The 17751-nt window shown below is 37.7% G+C and carries 18 protein-coding genes and 1 riboswitch; of the genes, 8 read left to right on the top strand and 10 right to left on the bottom strand.

Annotated elements, in window-relative coordinates; translation table 11 throughout:
* Positions 1–50 precede the first annotated feature (50 nt).
* Positions 51–1745 (top strand): alpha-amylase family glycosyl hydrolase, encoded by a 1695-nt coding sequence (locus SJY09_RS03600; protein WP_396637591.1) that lies wholly within the window; start codon positions 51–53, stop codon positions 1743–1745.
* 79 nt (positions 1746–1824) lie between these two features.
* Here SJY09_RS03600 and SJY09_RS03595 read toward each other — a convergent pair whose 3' ends face one another.
* The 3 genes from SJY09_RS03595 to SJY09_RS03585 are packed head-to-tail and all read right to left on the bottom strand — an operon-like array spanning position 1825 to position 3434.
* Positions 1825–2202, bottom strand: a complete 378-nt coding sequence (locus SJY09_RS03595; protein WP_396637590.1) for a VOC family protein — start codon at positions 2200–2202, stop codon at positions 1825–1827.
* 3 nt (positions 2203–2205) lie between these two features.
* A complete protein-coding gene (locus SJY09_RS03590; RefSeq protein WP_396637589.1) occupies positions 2206–2733 on the bottom strand; it encodes an SRPBCC family protein in 528 nt (175 codons plus the stop codon).
* Positions 2734–2777: 44 nt separating this feature from the next.
* A complete protein-coding gene (locus tag SJY09_RS03585; RefSeq protein ID WP_396637588.1) occupies positions 2778–3434 on the bottom strand; it encodes a TrmH family RNA methyltransferase in 657 nt (218 codons plus the stop codon).
* Positions 3435–3479: 45 nt separating this feature from the next.
* Between SJY09_RS03585 and SJY09_RS03580 the strand changes: the two genes are divergently transcribed.
* The 3 genes from SJY09_RS03580 (at position 3480) to purB (ending at position 6166) form a co-directional block, all read left to right on the top strand.
* Complete coding sequence (locus SJY09_RS03580) at positions 3480–4169, top strand: SIR2 family NAD-dependent protein deacylase (RefSeq protein WP_396637587.1); 690 nt, start codon at positions 3480–3482, stop codon at positions 4167–4169.
* On the top strand, positions 4166–4732 hold the full coding sequence (locus SJY09_RS03575; protein WP_396637586.1) for an adenylosuccinate lyase: 567 nt from the start codon (positions 4166–4168) through the stop codon (positions 4730–4732). The genes SJY09_RS03580 and SJY09_RS03575 overlap by 4 nt, the downstream gene beginning before the upstream one ends.
* 90 nt (positions 4733–4822) lie before the next feature.
* On the top strand, positions 4823–6166 hold the full coding sequence (gene purB / locus SJY09_RS03570) for an adenylosuccinate lyase (RefSeq protein WP_396638595.1): 1344 nt from the start codon (positions 4823–4825) through the stop codon (positions 6164–6166).
* 63 nt (positions 6167–6229) lie between these two features.
* On the opposite strand, the gene SJY09_RS03565 is transcribed toward purB, so the two are convergent.
* From SJY09_RS03565 to SJY09_RS03540, 6 genes are all read right to left on the bottom strand, one after another.
* Positions 6230–7039, bottom strand: coding sequence for a mechanosensitive ion channel family protein (locus SJY09_RS03565; protein WP_396637585.1), 810 nt, complete (start codon positions 7037–7039; stop codon positions 6230–6232).
* A 159-nt stretch (positions 7040–7198) separates the two neighbouring features.
* Complete coding sequence (locus tag SJY09_RS03560; protein WP_396637584.1) at positions 7199–7738, bottom strand: DUF4252 domain-containing protein; 540 nt, start codon at positions 7736–7738, stop codon at positions 7199–7201.
* A 71-nt stretch (positions 7739–7809) separates the two neighbouring features.
* Complete coding sequence (locus SJY09_RS03555) at positions 7810–8352, bottom strand: DUF4252 domain-containing protein (protein WP_396637583.1); 543 nt, start codon at positions 8350–8352, stop codon at positions 7810–7812.
* Between the two features lie 93 nt (positions 8353–8445).
* Entirely contained in the window at positions 8446–8991 is a 546-nt protein-coding gene (locus tag SJY09_RS03550; RefSeq protein WP_396638594.1) for a DUF4252 domain-containing protein, read from the bottom strand.
* A gap of 11 nt (positions 8992–9002) precedes the next feature.
* A complete protein-coding gene (locus SJY09_RS03545) occupies positions 9003–9437 on the bottom strand; it encodes a hypothetical protein (protein WP_396637582.1) in 435 nt (144 codons plus the stop codon).
* On the bottom strand, positions 9424–9933 hold the full coding sequence (locus SJY09_RS03540; RefSeq protein WP_396637581.1) for an RNA polymerase sigma factor: 510 nt from the start codon (positions 9931–9933) through the stop codon (positions 9424–9426). Before SJY09_RS03540 ends, SJY09_RS03545 begins: the two co-directional genes overlap by 14 nt.
* A gap of 234 nt (positions 9934–10167) precedes the next feature.
* Between SJY09_RS03540 and SJY09_RS03535 the strand changes: the two genes are divergently transcribed.
* Together SJY09_RS03535 and SJY09_RS03530 are read left to right on the top strand one after the other, a co-directional pair.
* Positions 10168–11712: a S41 family peptidase gene (locus SJY09_RS03535; protein WP_396637580.1), complete on the top strand. Its 1545-nt coding sequence runs from the start codon at positions 10168–10170 to the stop codon at positions 11710–11712.
* A 54-nt stretch (positions 11713–11766) separates the two neighbouring features.
* Entirely contained in the window at positions 11767–13230 is a 1464-nt protein-coding gene (locus SJY09_RS03530; protein WP_396637579.1) for a S41 family peptidase, read from the top strand.
* A 67-nt stretch (positions 13231–13297) separates the two neighbouring features.
* Here SJY09_RS03530 and SJY09_RS03525 read toward each other — a convergent pair whose 3' ends face one another.
* Complete coding sequence (locus SJY09_RS03525; protein WP_396637578.1) at positions 13298–15184, bottom strand: TonB-dependent receptor plug domain-containing protein; 1887 nt, start codon at positions 15182–15184, stop codon at positions 13298–13300.
* 68 nt (positions 15185–15252) lie between these two features.
* A riboswitch (cobalamin riboswitch) is annotated at positions 15253–15490 on the bottom strand.
* Positions 15491–15565: 75 nt separating this feature from the next.
* Between SJY09_RS03525 and SJY09_RS03520 the strand changes: the two genes are divergently transcribed.
* Complete coding sequence (locus SJY09_RS03520) at positions 15566–16711, top strand: ABC transporter substrate-binding protein (RefSeq protein ID WP_396637577.1); 1146 nt, start codon at positions 15566–15568, stop codon at positions 16709–16711.
* Positions 16712–17743 carry a FecCD family ABC transporter permease gene (locus SJY09_RS03515; RefSeq protein WP_396637576.1) on the top strand — a complete coding sequence of 344 codons (1032 nt, stop codon included), beginning with the start codon at positions 16712–16714 and terminating at the stop codon, positions 17741–17743.
* Positions 17744–17751 lie beyond the last annotated feature (8 nt).

Here is a 17751-nt window from a genome sequence, read left to right as displayed (position 1 = left end):
ATTTTTCTGTTCCATCTGCATTTTATAGTTTTAAGGAAAATAGAATGCAAATGAAATACCTACTTATTGCTACGACTTTTCTTGCGCTCCTTTCCTCATGTCAAATGGAAAATAAAGAAGCTGTACAAAAATCGACCGTTAAGGCAGACACGCTTGCAATGAAGAAACCAACAATACCTTTTGTTTGGGACGGCGCCAATATTTACTTTCTACTTACCGATAGGTTCAATAATGGAAATCCCGAAAACGATATTAATTTTGAAAGAACTAATCCTACAGGCAAACTACGCGGGTTTATGGGAGGTGATATTCAAGGGATTACACAAAAAATAAATGAGGGTTATTTTACCAAACTAGGCATCAACGCCATTTGGTTTACCCCTGTGATAGAACAAATTCATGGCGATACAGATGAAAACACTGGAAACACCTATGGTTATCACGGCTATTGGGCAAAGGATTGGACCGCTTTAGATCCTAATTTTGGTACAAAAGAAGATTTAGGCGCACTTGTGGAAACCGCCCATAAAAATGGTATTCGCGTTTTGATGGATGTAGTGCTTAACCATACAGGACCTGTTACCGACAAGGACCCGGTGTGGCCTGAAGAATGGGTTATAACAGACCCTACTTGCGAATTTACAACTTATGAGAATACTACCAATTGCACTTTGGTGGACAACCTGCCGGATGTAAAAACACTCTCGGATGAAGCAGTAGAATTGCCCGATGCACTTCTGGCCAAATGGAAAAATGAGGGTCGCTTAAGTGCTGAGCTAGATGAATTACAGTTATTCTTTGATCGTACGGGCTACCCAAGAGCCCCACGCTTCTACATCATGAAATGGTTAACCGATTATGTGCATGAATACGGTATAGACGGGTTTAGGGTAGACACGGTTAAACATGTTAACGAAAATGTGTGGGGAGAACTATACAAGGAAGCTTCCTATGCTTTTGATACTTGGAAACGAAAACACCCGAATACTATTCTGGACGACAATCCTTTTTATATGGTGGGCGAAGTCTATAATTACGGTATATCTGGAGGTAGGAAATTTGACTTTGGTGATAAAAAGGTAGATTTTTTCAGCAACGGTTTTCATAGTCTGATCAATTTTGAGCTTAAATATGACGCCGCTAAAGACTACGAAACCATTTTCGCCAAATACAACAAACTGTTACACACCAAGCTAAAAGACAAGAGTGTTGTAAATTATTTGACCTCACACGATGACGGGCAACCTTTTGACCAAGAAAGAAAGGATGCTATTCGCGCAGCCAACGTTTTACTGCTTACGCCAGGTGCATCACAGGTATATTATGGCGATGAAACGGCCAGGAATTTAGTTATAGATAGCACACAGGGAGATGCCACATTACGTTCCTTTATGAATTGGGACGAACTGGACAGCATTCCAAAAACACAACAGACGCTAGCACACTGGCAAAAATTGGGGCAGTTTAGAAATGCGCATCCCTCGGTAGGTGCTGGAAAGCATAAAAGACTAGGCAAAAAACCCTATGTGTTTAGCAGAACCTACACGAAAGGTGATTATAAAGATAAAGTGGTTATAGGTTTAGATTTACCTAAAGGGAAAAAGTCGCTTTGGGTGAAAGGTTTTTTTGGAGACGGTACTAAACTTTATGATACTTATTCCGAAACTGAAGTGATGGTTAAAAACGGCAAGGTAGTGCTGGAAAATGATAAGGATATTGCCCTTCTTGAAGTCCTAGCACCCTGAAACCTAATACAAATTTGTTTATAAAAAGTATAAGCGAATTCTAATGTAATGTGTCTTAATCAACACGTATAAAAAGCTACTATTCGTTAGAATGTAGTGCGATTCTATTCCCTTCAGAATCCTTCATTAAACCCATAAAACCATGGCCTCCCCCAATTTCCGTTTTCTTTTGTAATACCTTTCCACCCGCTTCCACTACCCTAGCAAGTTCTTGAGATACATCTGAGCAAGTAAAATAAATTAAGGGACCATGGGTTTCGCTCGGGGTATACCTATTATGCTGTACCAAGGAACCTGTAGCACCTGGTTTTTCCGGAGACATAGGAAACCAACCCATAATAAAATCACCCAGCTCGTGAATAGCAATAGAAATATCAAATACCTTTTCGTAAAATTTCTTTGCACGTCCCATATCCCTCACAGGGATTTCAAACCAGCCCACCATATTTGCTTTCATAAACTAATTTTCTAGTTGCTTTTTTAAGCTTTGTAAGCCTTCTTCAAAGTCTTTACCCACCATTTTATCCATACTCATAAAAAGCATCATAATACTAAAAGGAAATTTATTCTTACCCGAAAAACCCCAAGTAACCTTACTTTTACCTGCAGCAGTTTCCTCCAAGTCCATGTAACAATCAGATTCCGATTTCCACGGTTTAAAAAAACGCAGCTGCCCCTCTACCCTTTCTCCTTCTATAATTTTAGTGATTTCCTGCTCCCCTTCTCCTACTTCCTTATTTCCGTTCCAATAACTAATAGTACCTACTTCGCCATCTGTTCCTGTGAGTTTTCGCGCCATGTTTGGGTCTTTCTTGGCCCAAGGCGACCACTCACTTTGTTTGTCCAGAAACTTCAAATACGGAAAGACCTTTGCTTTAGAACTATCAATTTCTATTGTTCTAAAAACATGATACGTTTTCGGTGCTATTAACCCTAAAAACACAAGAAGCCCTAGAATACCCAATAAAATATAAATTGCTATACTCATTTGTTTATCAATTAGTTAGTTGTTTTGGTAATATAGTAAAATTTCTATTTTATCTGGTAATACCTTATCAGGATTTCCGATATACTCTTAATGGATTTCTTGGTCCAATCTAAGCGTTTTTCCATCTTATCATCTTCTCTTAGTCGCCATGGCAAACTAGTTTTTCTAAGTTTATCGCCTAGGTTTTGTAGCATTATAGCTGCGGCAACAGAAATATTAAGACTTTCCGTAAAACCCTGCATGGGTATTTTTAAAAATTGATCGGCGTTTTCCATAACCTCTTTGCTAAGGCCGTCTCTTTCCGTTCCGAAAAACAGGGCTACTTTATCATCTATCTTAAAATCATCTAAAAGAACAGCGTTATGATGAGGCGTCGTAGCAACAATTTTGTAACCGTCAGATTTCAGCTTTTTAATACAATCTACCGTATTCTTATAGCGATGCACATCTACCCACTGCTGCGCTCCCATGGCTATATTTTTGTCTAAACGTTTTCCGAACCTGTTTTCTATAACGTGGGCATCTTGTATGCCAAAAACCTCACAACTCCTAATTACAGCGCTGGTATTATGTAGTTGAAACACATCTTCAATAGCCACAGTAATATATTTGGTACGACGCTCTAAAACAGAAATAAAACGTTCACGCCTTTCTTCTGAGATAAAATCCTCCAAATACGACAAAAGATTTTCATCTATCATAAAACCAAGATAATAAAATCTATATTTTTAACATAAATTAAAAATGTGGAACAAATTGTTGTCTTAACGGGCGCAGGAATAAGTGCGGAAAGTGGTCTAAAAACCTTTCGTGATGCCAATGGACTTTGGGAAGGTCATGATGTGATGGAGGTGGCTTCGCCACAAGGATTTGCGAGAAACCCAGAATTGGTTTTGGAATTCTACAACCAACGGCGTAGACAATTATGCGAAGTTTTCCCTAATGCGGGGCATAAGGCTTTAGTACAGCTCGAAGAAAAATTTCATGTGGATATCATTACCCAAAATGTAGACAACCTTCATGAACAGGCAGGTAGCTGTAACGTACTGCACCTTCATGGCGAACTTTTTAAAGTGCGCAGCATAACTGATGAAAGCCATGTGCTGGACTGGAAAAAAGACCTCCTACTGGGTGATTTAGATAAAAACGGTCATCAATTACGCCCAGATATTGTTTGGTTTGGCGAAGCCGTCCCTATGCTTGAACCTGCGATTGAAATTACGGCGCAAGCCGATATTTTAGTCATCATTGGCACTTCTATGCAGGTATACCCTGCGGCAAGTTTAATTGATTATGTAAAAGATACCACGCAGATTTATTTTATAGACCCACGACCCAGTGTTCGCAAAGGCGACTTTGAAAACTTAACTATCATAACCGAAACTGCGACCAAAGGTGTTCCAGAGTTGGTTAATGAACTAATGAAGTACAAATGACCCCGGCAACACTTACTAAAAAACTAGTGGGTTCTAGATTAAACAAGCATCAAATCATGCAATTGGTAGATGACTTAAAATTGTATCCCGAACTTACAACAGTGGTTTTAAAAATTGTTTTTGAACAAGACAAACTTCGTAAAAACTTCAATGGATGCTGGGTTTTTGACCATTTAATGCGCAAAAAACTAGATTACCTGTTACCTTCTATGAACCTATTTGTTGAGGGATTACCAGCTATTCGTTGGGAATCTACCCTTCGCCCAATGAGCCACGTTTTAGAAATGGTCAATGAGCGCTACTTTGTAAAAAAAGAATCCGCCTACATAGAAGCCATCACTATTAACCAACAAGAAATTATGACCCAAGTGTGTTTTGATTGGCTCATTGGCCAACACAAAGTGGCTACAAAAGCATTTGCCATGACTTCGCTATTTTATTTAGGTGAACGGTTTGATTGGATAAGGCCTGAGCTTAAAATAGTTCTAGAACAAAATTATACTTCTGGAAGCGCTGGCTACAAGTCTCGTGCAAGGACAATTCTCGACAAAATGAAATCATAAAAAGCACTTAAGTATCTGCGAAGTTCATTTTTAAACTCTAGGAGTTATAGGTATCTTTGCCCCGTTCAAATAAAATAAGCAACTTACATGATAGCTCTCAACGAATTAAATGCCATTTCTCCTATTGATGGTCGTTATAGAAGCAAGGCCGCTAGCCTAGCTCCCTACTTCTCAGAAGCAGCGCTGATTAAATACAGGGTAAGAGTTGAAATTGAATATTTTATTGCGTTATGTGAGATACCGTTGCCACAACTTGCTGATTTCGACAGCACCAAATTTAATCTATTACGTGAAATATACGTCAACTTTGATACAACAGACGCAGAAGATATTAAAGAGATTGAAAAAACCACAAATCATGATGTTAAGGCGGTAGAATATTTTATTAAAAAAGCATTCGACAAACTAGGATTGTCTTCCTACAAGGAGTTTATTCATTTTGGTCTAACCTCCCAAGACATCAACAATACGGCTATTCCGCTTTCTATAAAAGAGGCTATGAACGAGGTTTATGTGCCTCAATATTTTCAACTATTAGAAAAACTAGAAGAATTAACTGCAGAATGGGCTGCTATTCCTATGTTAGCAAGAACACACGGACAGCCTGCGTCGCCAACAAGGTTAGGAAAGGAAATTGCGGTATATGTAGCTCGTTTAAAGGAACAGTTTAATCTTTTGAACGATATACCGAGTGCCGCTAAATTTGGTGGTGCCACCGGAAATTTTAATGCCCATAAAGTGGCTTACCCAGCTATTGATTGGAAAAATTTCGGAAGTACTTTTGTACAAGAAAAACTGGGACTTCACCACTCGTTCCCTACAACTCAAATTGAGCATTATGACCATGTGGCGGCGCTATTTGATAATATGAAAAGAATCAATACCATTGTCTTAGATTTAGATCGCGACTTCTGGACCTATGTTTCCATGGATTATTTTAAACAAAAAATAAAGGCCGGTGAAGTTGGTTCCTCTGCAATGCCCCACAAAGTAAATCCGATAGATTTTGAAAATTCTGAAGGGAATCTGGGCCTTGCCAATGCTATTTTTGAACATTTATCGGCGAAGCTTCCAGTTTCTAGATTACAACGAGATTTAACGGATAGCACCGTTTTAAGAAATGTAGGCGTTCCTTTTGCGCATACCCTTATTGCTTTTCAATCTACCCTAAAAGGTTTGAATAAATTGCTGTTGAACAAAGCTAAATTTGAACAGGATTTAGAGAACAACTGGGCTGTGGTTGCCGAAGCCATACAAACCGTTCTAAGACGTGAAGCATACCCCAATCCATATGAGGCATTAAAGGGTTTAACACGTACCAATGAGAAAATTGACCAAGATTCTATTGCTAATTTCATAGACACTTTAGAGGTACCGGATATTATTAAAAATGAACTAAAGCAGATTACTCCAAGCAGTTATACGGGTATTTAAGCAATAATAATTACCAAAAAAAAGACCGCTTTTCGGCGGTCTTTTTACTTTGATAAGTACTACTTATTTATTAATCTGAACTTCATGTGGGTAAGGAATTTCTATTCCTGCCTTATCCAGCGCTTCTTTCGTGCCCTCGATTGTTCCGAAATAAACATCCCAATAATCTTCTGGCTTACAAAAGGGTCTTACCGCCAAGTTCACCGAACTATCCGCTAATTCTTCTACATTAACACTAGGAGCAGGATCTTCTAAAACCAACGGGTTTGCCTTAAGCATGGCTAATAGCACATCTTTCGTCTTTTTGATATCAGAACCATAATCTACACCAACCGTAGTATCTACTCTCATTTTACCTTCTGCCGTATAATTTATGATGTTACCGTTGGCCATGGCACCATTAGGTACAATAGCTAACTTATTCTGTGGTGTGACTAATTTAGTAGTGAAAATCTCAATTTCCTTTACACTTCCCAACACGCCTTGAGCCTCAACCAAATCTCCAATTTTATATGGCTTAAAGATGATAATAAGCACTCCTCCAGCAAAATTAGACAATGATCCCTGTAATGCCAGACCAATAGCCAAACCTGCAGCTGCGATTACTGCTGCTAAACTTGTTGTTTCTACACCTAAAGTAGAAATAACCGTAATAATCAAAAAGATTGTGAGTGCCCATTTAGCAAGACTCAAAAGAAATTTTTGCAATGACTTATCGTATTCTTGATTCGTCATTCCTTTACGTAACAGTTTCATCAATTTCTTGATAATCCATGAACCAATAATATAAATTACTATTGCTCCAATTAGTTTTGGGCCAAATTCGACAATAAATTCAATCCCTTTATCAATCCATACTTTTGCGTCTTCCATAATAGTTCCCTTGTTTAGTGTTAATATGTTGTTTCAAAGAGTAAGAAACAAAATTCTATAGAAGGTCACAAAATTTGAACAATTAATATTTTCTGGAAAAAAGAAAAACCCTATCTCAATGAATTAAGATAGGGTTTTATACTGTCTTACGACTATAAATTATTTTTTAAAAAATTCATTTAATACTCCAAGGCCTTTTCCATCAAAATCCGACTTTTGCAAAGCTTGCAACAATTGAACAAAATGCGCGGGGTTCATATCTTTTCCCAGTACACGGACAAGCGCAAAACCTTTTTCCTTATTATCCCCAAAGATTATTACTTCATCTATAGCATCTTCTTCACCCTTGTAACGTATGGCGGCCTTTCCGAACTCCGTATTCATTTTCATTAATTCCGTATAGTCATCATTTGCCAAGATGGCCCGTACATTTGCTTTTTCCGTTTTGTAGGCGGCAACATTATCCAGGTTTTTTTGAAACGCCAAGATATTTAGTTTTTTTAAAGACTCGAACGCACTTTTTTGTTCCAATGTTAATTCGGTCAGCTCTAGATTTAAAATACTCGTAGGAATATCAAAAGCCAAAAAATTTGGATTTTCCGTATTGTCTACATAATACTCCTGCAAGCTCTGTGTAGATGAGCACGATGATACTATTACGACTAGGATTAAAAAAACGACTCTAATTATTTTTCTCATAGCTCTTGGATTTATTACTCATAAAACCGCCTCATTGCAAGACATTGTGCAATGAGACGGTTAATTTTAATTTATTTTCTACCCGCCTTGTTCAACTCTTTAGGTAAATCCATTTTATCGGTAATCGCACCAATTTTATTTAAATCAATATCCCCGGTAAGACTTACTAGAACAGTCTCTAGTTTTCTACCCTTATGTCCCATCTCAACATTATCCAATCCAGAAACGAACATGAGTAATTCAGATACATGGTCCTTTTTCTTTCCTTCTTTTATGTAGAACTTAACATTTATGTCCTTGTCCTTAACGCGCATCAGTTCTTCCAGTTTAGAAGATTTTAAATATTTTTTTACGGTTTTGGACATATCTGCGGATATTGCTGTATCCTCCGTCATAAAGACTTTTACCCTATTTAAACCACTTGCGACCTCCATAAACTCTTGGGCCTCGGCGTCATCGCTCATTGCCCCCAATTTAGAAACTAAATCTATCATTCCCTTATTTACGATTACAGAACCTACATTGTCCATATCCTCGTATTTATCAAAGATGGATTGTGAAAAACCAAATGTTGGTAAAAGGGCGACTAAAAATACTACTACTACTTTTTTCATGATGTTGTTTTTTGATTTGTTATTGATGAATTATTAATTATAAGATCTTGCCTACACTAATTTATGATCAGCAAGACCGATACGTTCTGCTTATTATTGTTTTTTACCTGCTTTATTTAATTCTTCAGGTAAATTCATTTTACTCGTCAAAGAACCTATTTTATTTAAATCGATGTCTCCTGTTAATGAAAGTAATACGGTTTCGAACTTTCTCCCGTTAACATCCATGTCAACGTTTTTCATTCCAGTTACAAACATTAAAAGTTCACTTACATGGTCCTCATCCTTTCCTTGTTTAATGTAGAATTTTACGTTTGCCTCTTTATCCTTTACACGCATTAACTCTTCCAGGGAATTAGATTTCAAATACTTGTTCATAGTACTCATCATGTCTGCTGAAACACTTTTGTCTTCAGTGATAAAAACCTTTAAGTTCTTTAAACTTTTGGCAATGTCCATAAAATCCTGTGCTTCGGGGTCATCTACTTCTACGTCTATGTTAGCCAATAACCTAAACATACTAGAGTTTACGACTACAGCACTTACATTATCCAAATCTTCGTATTTATCGAACATGGATTGCGAGAATCCGGTATAACATACCATCGCCATTACTATTGTTACTATTATCTTCTTCATCATATTTACTATTAATTGTTATTATAAATTTTTTGTTTTGTTTCCTCGAATTCGTTTAAATAAGCAACTTTTTCAGTGCCCTTGTTAAAATTAACGGCCAAAAGTGCAAACGCCTTTTTTGTTTGATTGTAGGCCAATAATGCTTTTTCTTGATCTGCAATTTGCTGTTCTCGGTAATCATTACCAAAATAAAGTCCAAATGCTAGAACTGCTACTGCGGCAACGGAAGCCCATCTATAAAAATTATTTTTAGTTTTTAATGGGACCTGCTTCGTAAATCGTTCTTCTTTGGCTTTAGAAAAGTATTGAAACATAGGAGCATATTGTTCTAGATGTGTTGCCACACTGTCCTTTGAAAAATAGTCCCTTAGTGTTTCCTCTTCTGCAACGGTTGTATTTGCCTCAAAATACTTTTCTAAAAGTTTTTCTATGTTATCCAATTCCATAACTATGTTTTTGCATTAATTTTTCCCTTACTGTTTTTCTTGCTCTTGACAGGGCTACTCTTATAGCAGTAGGTTTCATATCCAAAAGCGCTTCTATTTCGTCATAATTGTATTGCTCAACATCTCTCAACTGCAATACCATCTTCTGTTGCTCCGGTAATTCTTCCATTATTCTTTCTATCCAGTTGACACTATCTCTTGCCTCGACCTGTTTCTGTAAGGATGAATTTTCGTCACTATAATTGCTGTGCACCAATTTAAGGTTACCCGCTTGTTTAGATTTTAATCTATCTAGACAGAAATTCTTTGTCATTGTCATTGCAAAGGCCTCCACATTAGTATAATTGCCCATGGCTTTTTTCTTAGACCATAATTTTAAAAGAATTTCCTGCGTAGCATCTTCTGCCTCTTCACTAGAAACCAATAACCTTTTCGCAAGTCGATATAATTTATCCTTAAAAGGCATTACCACATTTAAAAACTCCGTCTGTTTCATCTATTGGTCTAGTTGTTTGCAAACCTATTCATTGGTCTACAAAAGGAAGACGACATTCAACGAATTTTGTTACAATAAATTTTTTTTCAATGCATATGTAAGTAAATTTAACATCCTTATACTAAATCATTACGTATCTATTGGGAGACTTTTATGAAGTAACAAATTTTATTTACTTTCATTTATGGAATAATTGTTGCCCTTAAGGATTTTAGATTGCTAAAAAAAGAATTTATGAAAAAGTATTTTTTATCACTCCTAATACTAGGAGTATGTTTCAGTGCATGTAACAAGAATGATGACACTCCTATAGTTGAAGAAATGACTGAGGAGGAAGAGATGGTTGACGATCAACCAGCAAATTTACTAGCCGATTATCCTGCTCAGAACTTTATGTGGCAGGCCATGAACGCCTTCTACTTTTGGCAGGAAGATGTTCCGGATTTAGCAGATTCTAAATTCTCAAATGTTCCAGTTTCACAAGATTATATCGACTTCCTCGCTGCAGAGGAAGACCCCGAAGCTTTTTTTTATAAAATATGTAACAATCATGAGCGCATAGTAGGAGAGGCAAACGCTATAGATAGATTTTCTTTTGCATCAGAAAACTACAAAGATTTAGTAAGTAGATTACAAGGAGTTTCGCGAAGTAATGGTTTAGAGTTTCAACTATATTTATTTCAAGGCAGTGATGATGTATATGGTGTAGTCACCTATATCGCCAGAGATTCGGATGCCTCCACGAAAGATATTAAAAGAGGTGATGTTTTTATTGGTGTTGATGGCCAAAGATTGAATAGAAATAATTTTTTCGATCTATTATTTGGTGAAAACAGCTCTTACACTCTAGATATGGCAGAGATTTCTGATGGTACTATTTCTGAGAACAACAAGGAAGTAGCACTCACGAAAATAGACAACTTCTCAGAAAACCCTATCCATGTATCTAGCGTAATTGAGCAGAACGGTATAAAAATCGGATATCTTATGTACAACGGATTCTTAGCAGCTTTTGATGAAGAACTAAATGGCGTTTTTGGTGATTTTAAATCGGAAGGTGTTCAAGAACTCGTTCTAGACTTTAGATACAACGGAGGTGGTAGAGTAAGTACGGCAGTACAGATTGCAAGTGCTGTATATGGTACAAATACGAGTGACCTTTTCTTAAAGGCAAGATACAATAATAAGATTCAATCGACTTTTGACCCAGGAGATGGCGAAACGAATTTCTCTAGTACTACAATTGATGGCTCCCCCATTAACGCATTAAACCTACAAAGAGTTTATGTTATTACAACGGATAGAACAGCTTCTGCAAGTGAATTAGTAATTAACGGGTTGGCACCTTACGTAGATGTTGTTCAAATAGGAACGACAACAACAGGTAAGAACGAATTTTCAATAACCTTCGTTGACGATATTGAGAATAGTTATTTCTACGATCCAAACAGGGAATCCAATATTAACCCAAACAACCAATGGGGGATTCAACCACTTTTGGGAAGAAATGAAAACGCAGACGGATTTTCGGATTATACTTCTGGTCTAGTACCTAATTTTGAATTAGAAGAAGATATATCCAACTTAGGAGTTCTAGGCGATTCATCAGAACCGCTTCTTGCATTGGCAATAAGCAGAATTACAGGTGAAAGTGCTAAGATTGATTTAACACCATCAATGACTGCCAAATCAATTTACGGTTCATATGAACTTAAAAAGACCAACAAGCTTTCGCTTATGGACGGTCTAATGCGTTTAGATATGCCCAGTAGAAAATAATAGGTATGTCAAATCGTTATCTCTAAGTATAACAAGGAGTTATTTATAGTTTTTATGAAAAGATATTATTTTATTTTATTGGTTTTGACTTTACTTTCTTGTTCCAAGACAGATGAATTTGAACTACCAAGTACAATAAATCCAACTTCAGGTGAAGTAGCGGTGCAGGATTTTATGTGGAAGGCCATGAACTTTTGGTATTTCTGGCAAGAGGAAGTTCCAGATTTAGCAGATGATAGGTTTCAGAATACAACAGAAGGTAGAGAAGCGTATACTGCTTTTTTAGCTTCGGAAGAAAACCCTGCAGATTTCTTTCGGAATAGACTTCAATTCAACGAAGATCGTTTTAGTTTTTTTAATGCCGATTATAGGGAGCTTACAAACTCCTTAGCAGGTATCTCCAGAAGTAACGGTGTGCAGTTTGGTTTGGTGCGTTTGGCTAACGGTCAAAATCTTTTCGGATACGTGCGCTACATTTTGCCTAATTCTGATGGAGCAACGAAAGCTATTGAAAGAGGCGATTTATTCACCGGTGTAGATGGGCAACCCTTGACAGATGCTAATTTTAGAGACCTATTGTTCGGGGATAACAATACCTATACCTTAGATATGGCCGAATTCATTGACGGCGAGGTTACCCCAAATGATAAAGAAGTAACGCTCACCAAACAAGAAGCGCTTGCTGAAAATCCCGTGTTCATCTCCAAAATATTTGAAATAAACGGTGAAAGTATAGGCTATTTAATGTACAATAAATTCACGAATGAGTATGACGATGATTTATATAACGCTTTTGAAGCCTTTGGGACAAGCGGAGTGGACAATCTGATTGTAGACCTTCGTTATAATCCTGGAGGCTCGGTAAATACCACGCGCTTGTTAGCCAGTATGATTTATGGTACCAATACTTCAGACTTGTTTCTTAGAAAAAGATATAACGATAAGATTCAAGCACAGCGCTCTACAAGTCAGCTAGAGGTTTATTTTGCGGACCGCGTAGGTAGCAGAACTATTAATTCACTAGAATTACCAAAATTGTATGTATTGACCTCAGGAAGTTCTGCCTCTGCTAGCGAGTTGCTCATAAATAGCTTAGAGCCCTATATGGATATTATACAAATTGGTGATGTTACAAGAGGAAAAAACGAATTTTCAACTACCTTGGTAGATGACCGCGATAACTCGTATTTGTACACCCCATCAAGAGTAGACAAGATAAACCCAAATAATCAGTGGGCCATACAACCCTTACTCGGAAGAAATGAGAATGCAGATGGCTTCTCTGACTTTACTAGTGGTTTAGTACCAGATATTCAACAAAGAGAAGATTTAAGCAACCTGGGTACCTTAGGTGATCAAAACGAGCCTTTATTGGCCAGAGCAATTCAGGAAATAATCGGAGTGGCCGGTAAGCGTAATTTCACCGTAAAAGTCCCTATCAAAATTATGGGTAGTTCTCAGATGATGGATCCCCTACATAATAAAATGACAGATGATACACATTACAATTTGGAATAAGTTATGAAGCAAGAAACAAAAAGAGCGGCCAGTAGCCGCTCTTTTTGTTTCTAAACTGTTTAAAACACTATAACCTTAAGCGCATACCCAAACGCAGATTTCGTCCTTGAGTGGTAAAATTGGTTACCTCTACATATTCTTCGTTAAGTAGATTACTTATAGTGAAATAGAATCCTACTGTTTCATTTAAGTCATATTTATAATGGATATCCAAAAGACCAAAAGCTTCTAAATCTACGGCGGAAAATGTAGCAAAATCAGTATCGGAACGCTCAGAAACATATTGATAAGCTAAGGATAGGTATGTGCGCTCATTAATATCATACCCAATATTCGCATTGAATTTAGTTGTTGGAATTCGCAAAGCCAATCCATTATCAGCATCTGTATAGGTGTAATTTCCGCTAATAGTAAGATTTTCCAATAGCATTGCCTGTAATTCGACCTCAATACCGTTAAAATTGGCGCCTTCTTCAGCATTTCTGTACTGACTTTCAAAAGTTACAGGATCAATGGTCACAAACTGAATTCTATTGTCTTCTCGCCTATCAAAATATAAGGCACTAATTCTAAATTTATCGGAAGGTCTATACTCGATACCTCCTTCCAAAGTGCTGTTCTTTTCCGGAGATAATTCTGGATTGGGTCCAAAGGGTCCGTACAATTGCGATAGATTTGGAGCTATGAAAGAGGTAGCATAAGAACCTAAAAACTTAACATAACCCTCATTTAGTTTTAAGGTATAAGATGGATTAAGATTATAAATAAAGTTGCTACCATAATCGCTATGGCTGTTTAGGCGGACTCCGATATTAAGGTTTAATCCAAAATCGCTAACAAAAACGGCGTTCGCATAAGGGTCTGTATTGGTGGTGCTTTCCTCCTCGCTGAACACCGTGGTATTTTCAATGACATTAACACCAACTATGGTATATAACTTATCGCTAAAAGTGTATTTATTAAAGACATCTAAAACAAAGGATTCCGAATCAAAGGCAGACGGAAAACTAGATGCAAAACTTCTCGTAATCTGATTAAAAGCTCCATTGATTTGAATGCTTCCGTTTTGGTACTTATATTTTGATGCCAAGCCAAAACGAGATTGTTCGCTTCTAAAGCTAAAATTTGCATCTTCTACAGGAAATCCATTATCAAAATCCGAATTCAGCTTGTTGTAAAAAGCAGATGCGGTAATATCAAATCTTTCGGAGAATTGATATCCAAGGGAAACGTTTCCGTCAATTCTAGAAAAACCATCCGGCTCCTCTCCTATTGCCGCAGATAGTCCGTCTGTAAATTGATGCCCTCCAGATGCCAAAATCGATAATTTATCTTGCTTGGCGCTTAAAGTTACCGTATTGGAAAAATCAGAAATATTATTATTCTGTTCCCCAGAAGATTGATTTGTCCCCAGGTTTGATAAAACTTCTAAAGCAACACCTTCTTTTCTCGCTTTTTTAGTGGTGATATTGATGACGGCCGTGGCGGCTGAATTACCATACAAGGTACTGGCGGCTCCTTTTAAAATTTCTATACGTTCTATTTGTGCAGTATTCAACAACCTTAAATCATATTCTCCGTTCACGTTTGATGGGTCTGACACCTGTATCCCATCTACAATAACAAGTACTTGTCTATTGTTACCGCCACGAGCAAATACCGAAATATTCTGACCAGCAAAGCTTCTGCTGCCATTCACCTCTATACCACTTTTGGTATTAATAATTTGCGCAAGGGAGCGTCCTTGGTTTCGTTCTAGTTCCCCAGCTGTTATTTTAATCACCGTTTTACCCGAATTTTCACGTTTTAATGCAAAACGCGAATCACTTACTACAACTTCATCCAATTGTTGTAATTGCATAGAATCTTGTTGTTTCACTGTAGCTTGCCCTTGTGCAAACCCGTTAGCGCATAGCAAAGCCAAAACACCAACTCCATAAAGTCTTTTGTTCATTTTTAATCTCTTGTCCGAGCGAATAGTATGTCTGTACCCATACGTAAACCTTTATCCCGAAAGTTTAACAATAGTTGTTTGAATTTGGCAGGTCTCCTGACTTGCATCTTGTTATGTACCTTCCCAGTGCTAAAAAAGACCAGTGGTTTTGAAGTCTATAACAAGTACCTTTACGAACCGATATTCAAAAATATCAGTGCCGATTCGGCACAGCTTACAGTTGCGGGAACAGCTCCGGAATTACACCGGATTCCCTTTTAAGTTCATCATTAAAAAATGATGAACACCAAAATTCAGGGGCTAAAGTAAACATTTTGTTTAATCTTTCTAAGTAAAGGTCAAATAATACTATTTTTATAAAATCTATGTAAACCACATCCATTGAAACAAAGCTTATTTTTCATTATTCTTTTCCTTCTTTTTAGTTGTAAGGAATCCGAAAAAAATCAAATACCAACGGAAACCCCCAACAAATCCTTTGCTTTAAGCTATGCAAACGGATTTACCATAGAAAAATCAGGGGAAGACCTTACGCTAATAAAAATTACTTCTCCTTGGCCCAATGCGGAATCTGTTTTTACCTATGCTCTCATCCCAAGAGACAGAATGAACGTCATAACCTTAAACAAAGATGCTTATGATGCCATTATCCCTGTTCCCGTAGAAAATATTGTGGTCACGTCCACAACCCACATACCAGCTCTTGAGGCTTTAGGGCTGCTCGATAAATTAGTAGGTTTTCCAGATACCCAATATATCTCCTCCGAAGCAGCCCGCGAACGTATTAAAAAGGGTCAAATAAAAGAACTGGGTACTAATGAGTCCCTAAATACCGAAATGGTACTAGCGCTCCGCCCAGAACTGGTAGTCGGGTTTAGTATCAACGCACAGAACAAAGCTTACGAAACCATTTCCCTTGCTCATATTCCTGTTGTTTATAATGGGGATTGGACAGAGAAAACACCCTTGGGAAAGGCAGAATGGATAAAATTTTTCGCTCCTTTTTTTCAAAAAGAAAAAGAGGCCGAGGCTATTTTTAAAGAAATTGAGACGGCCTATTTAGCGGCTAAAGAAACTGCAACAAATGCAGACAGGGTTCCCACCGTAATGAGTGGTGCCATGTACAAGGATGTTTGGTACCTACCGGGCGGAAATAGCTGGGCCGCACAGTTTATAAAAGATGCAAACGCTAACTATCTTTGGCAGGAAACGCCTGAGACGGGTAGTTTATCCCTTAGTTGGGAAAGCGTGCTCCAAACAGGAGAACTGGCCGATTTCTGGATTGCTCCTGCTCAATTCACAAGCTATGTAGATATAAAGGATGCTAGTCCCCATTACCACCAATTCAAGCCCTTTAAAGAGAAACAGATGTATACTTTCGCCGATACTTTAGGGGAAACAGGTGGTCTGCTATATTATGAGTTGGCTCCACAAAGACCAGATTTGGTTCTGAAGGACTTAATACATATTTTTCATCCAGAATTATTACCGAATCATAAAGCTTTCTTTTTTAAACCGCTTGATTAGTTGAAGCAACAAAAAACATTTCGTTTTACATTCCTTTTCTTAATTGGCATATTAGGACTTTGCTTTATGCTAAATCTTAGTTTAGGCTCTGTTGCTATTTCCTTTTCAGATACTGTAAGCGCTATCTTTGGAGGTAAACTGGAGCAGGCCTCATCTGAATATATTGTATGGAATTACCGTATTCCAAAAGCTTGCGCTGCGGTACTTATTGGAGGGGGCTTAGCGCTAAGTGGACTCTTGATGCAAACACTTTTCAGAAACCCCTTGGCCGGACCATTTGTTTTAGGAATTAGCTCCGGAGCTAGTCTAGGGGCAGCACTTTTGATTATGGGCGCATCTTTATTTTCTGGATTTATAACCTATAATATCGCTAGCGACGTGGCGTTGGCAATCGCCTCTAGTCTAGGGAGTTTCTTGGTACTGCTCATTGTTTTAGTTGTTGCGGGAAGAATAAAGGATACCATGGCTTTACTCATCATAGGACTCATGTTCGGCAGTATTACGGCCGCTATCGTAAGTGTGCTATCCTATTTTAGTAATGCAGAAAAACTTCAGCAGTTCATCTATTGGTCTTTTGGGAGTGTCGGTAACCTTTCATGGTCTCAATTAACCCTACTATTAGGTTTTGTTAGCCTTGGTGTTTTACTAAGCATTGGTTCTATAAAATCATTGAACGGGTATTTACTTGGAGAAAATTATGCTCAGAGTCTGGGCATCAACCTTAAAAAATCACGTTATATCATCATTATGGCTACAGGAATATTAGCAGGAAGCATTACCGCATTCGCAGGCCCCATTGCATTTATAGGCCTGGCAGTACCTCATTTAACACGACAGATTTTTGATACTACGGACCATAAAATATTGGTTCCAGCCGTTCTAATTTATGGGGGGATTATTCTGTTACTTTGTGATATTGTAGCACAATTGCCTGGTTCCGTTAAAGTTTTGCCCATTAATGCTATTACCAGCATCATAGGTGCGCCCGTAGTCATCTGGTTGTTGCTACGTAAACGCAAAATGGTATTTTAAAATAGTGG

It is taken from the genome of Maribacter sp. R77961 (assembly GCF_044594925.1).
Lineage (GTDB): Bacteria > Bacteroidota > Bacteroidia > Flavobacteriales > Flavobacteriaceae > Maribacter.
This window is presented reverse-complemented; position numbering and strand designations above follow the sequence as displayed.

What these genes read in the sequence shown, in the direction of transcription:
- SJY09_RS03600 (WP_396637591.1), top strand. Translation starts at nt 51, where the DNA reads ATGAAATACCTACTTATTGCTACGACTTTTCTTGCGCTCCTTTCCTCA.
- SJY09_RS03595 (WP_396637590.1), bottom strand. Translation starts at nt 2,202, where the DNA reads ATGAAAGCAAATATGGTGGGCTGGTTTGAAATCCCTGTGAGGGATATG.
- SJY09_RS03590 (WP_396637589.1), bottom strand. Translation starts at nt 2,733, where the DNA reads ATGAGTATAGCAATTTATATTTTATTGGGTATTCTAGGGCTTCTTGTG.
- SJY09_RS03585 (WP_396637588.1), bottom strand. Translation starts at nt 3,434, where the DNA reads ATGATAGATGAAAATCTTTTGTCGTATTTGGAGGATTTTATCTCAGAA.
- SJY09_RS03575 (WP_396637586.1), top strand. Translation starts at nt 4,166, where the DNA reads ATGACCCCGGCAACACTTACTAAAAAACTAGTGGGTTCTAGATTAAAC.
- SJY09_RS03565 (WP_396637585.1), bottom strand. Translation starts at nt 7,039, where the DNA reads ATGGAAGACGCAAAAGTATGGATTGATAAAGGGATTGAATTTATTGTC.
- SJY09_RS03560 (WP_396637584.1), bottom strand. Translation starts at nt 7,738, where the DNA reads ATGAGAAAAATAATTAGAGTCGTTTTTTTAATCCTAGTCGTAATAGTA.
- SJY09_RS03555 (WP_396637583.1), bottom strand. Translation starts at nt 8,352, where the DNA reads ATGAAAAAAGTAGTAGTAGTATTTTTAGTCGCCCTTTTACCAACATTT.
- SJY09_RS03550 (WP_396638594.1), bottom strand. Translation starts at nt 8,991, where the DNA reads ATGAAGAAGATAATAGTAACAATAGTAATGGCGATGGTATGTTATACC.
- SJY09_RS03545 (WP_396637582.1), bottom strand. Translation starts at nt 9,437, where the DNA reads ATGGAATTGGATAACATAGAAAAACTTTTAGAAAAGTATTTTGAGGCA.
- SJY09_RS03540 (WP_396637581.1), bottom strand. Translation starts at nt 9,933, where the DNA reads ATGAAACAGACGGAGTTTTTAAATGTGGTAATGCCTTTTAAGGATAAA.
- SJY09_RS03535 (WP_396637580.1), top strand. Translation starts at nt 10,168, where the DNA reads ATGAAAAAGTATTTTTTATCACTCCTAATACTAGGAGTATGTTTCAGT.
- SJY09_RS03530 (WP_396637579.1), top strand. Translation starts at nt 11,767, where the DNA reads ATGAAAAGATATTATTTTATTTTATTGGTTTTGACTTTACTTTCTTGT.
- SJY09_RS03525 (WP_396637578.1), bottom strand. Translation starts at nt 15,184, where the DNA reads ATGAACAAAAGACTTTATGGAGTTGGTGTTTTGGCTTTGCTATGCGCT.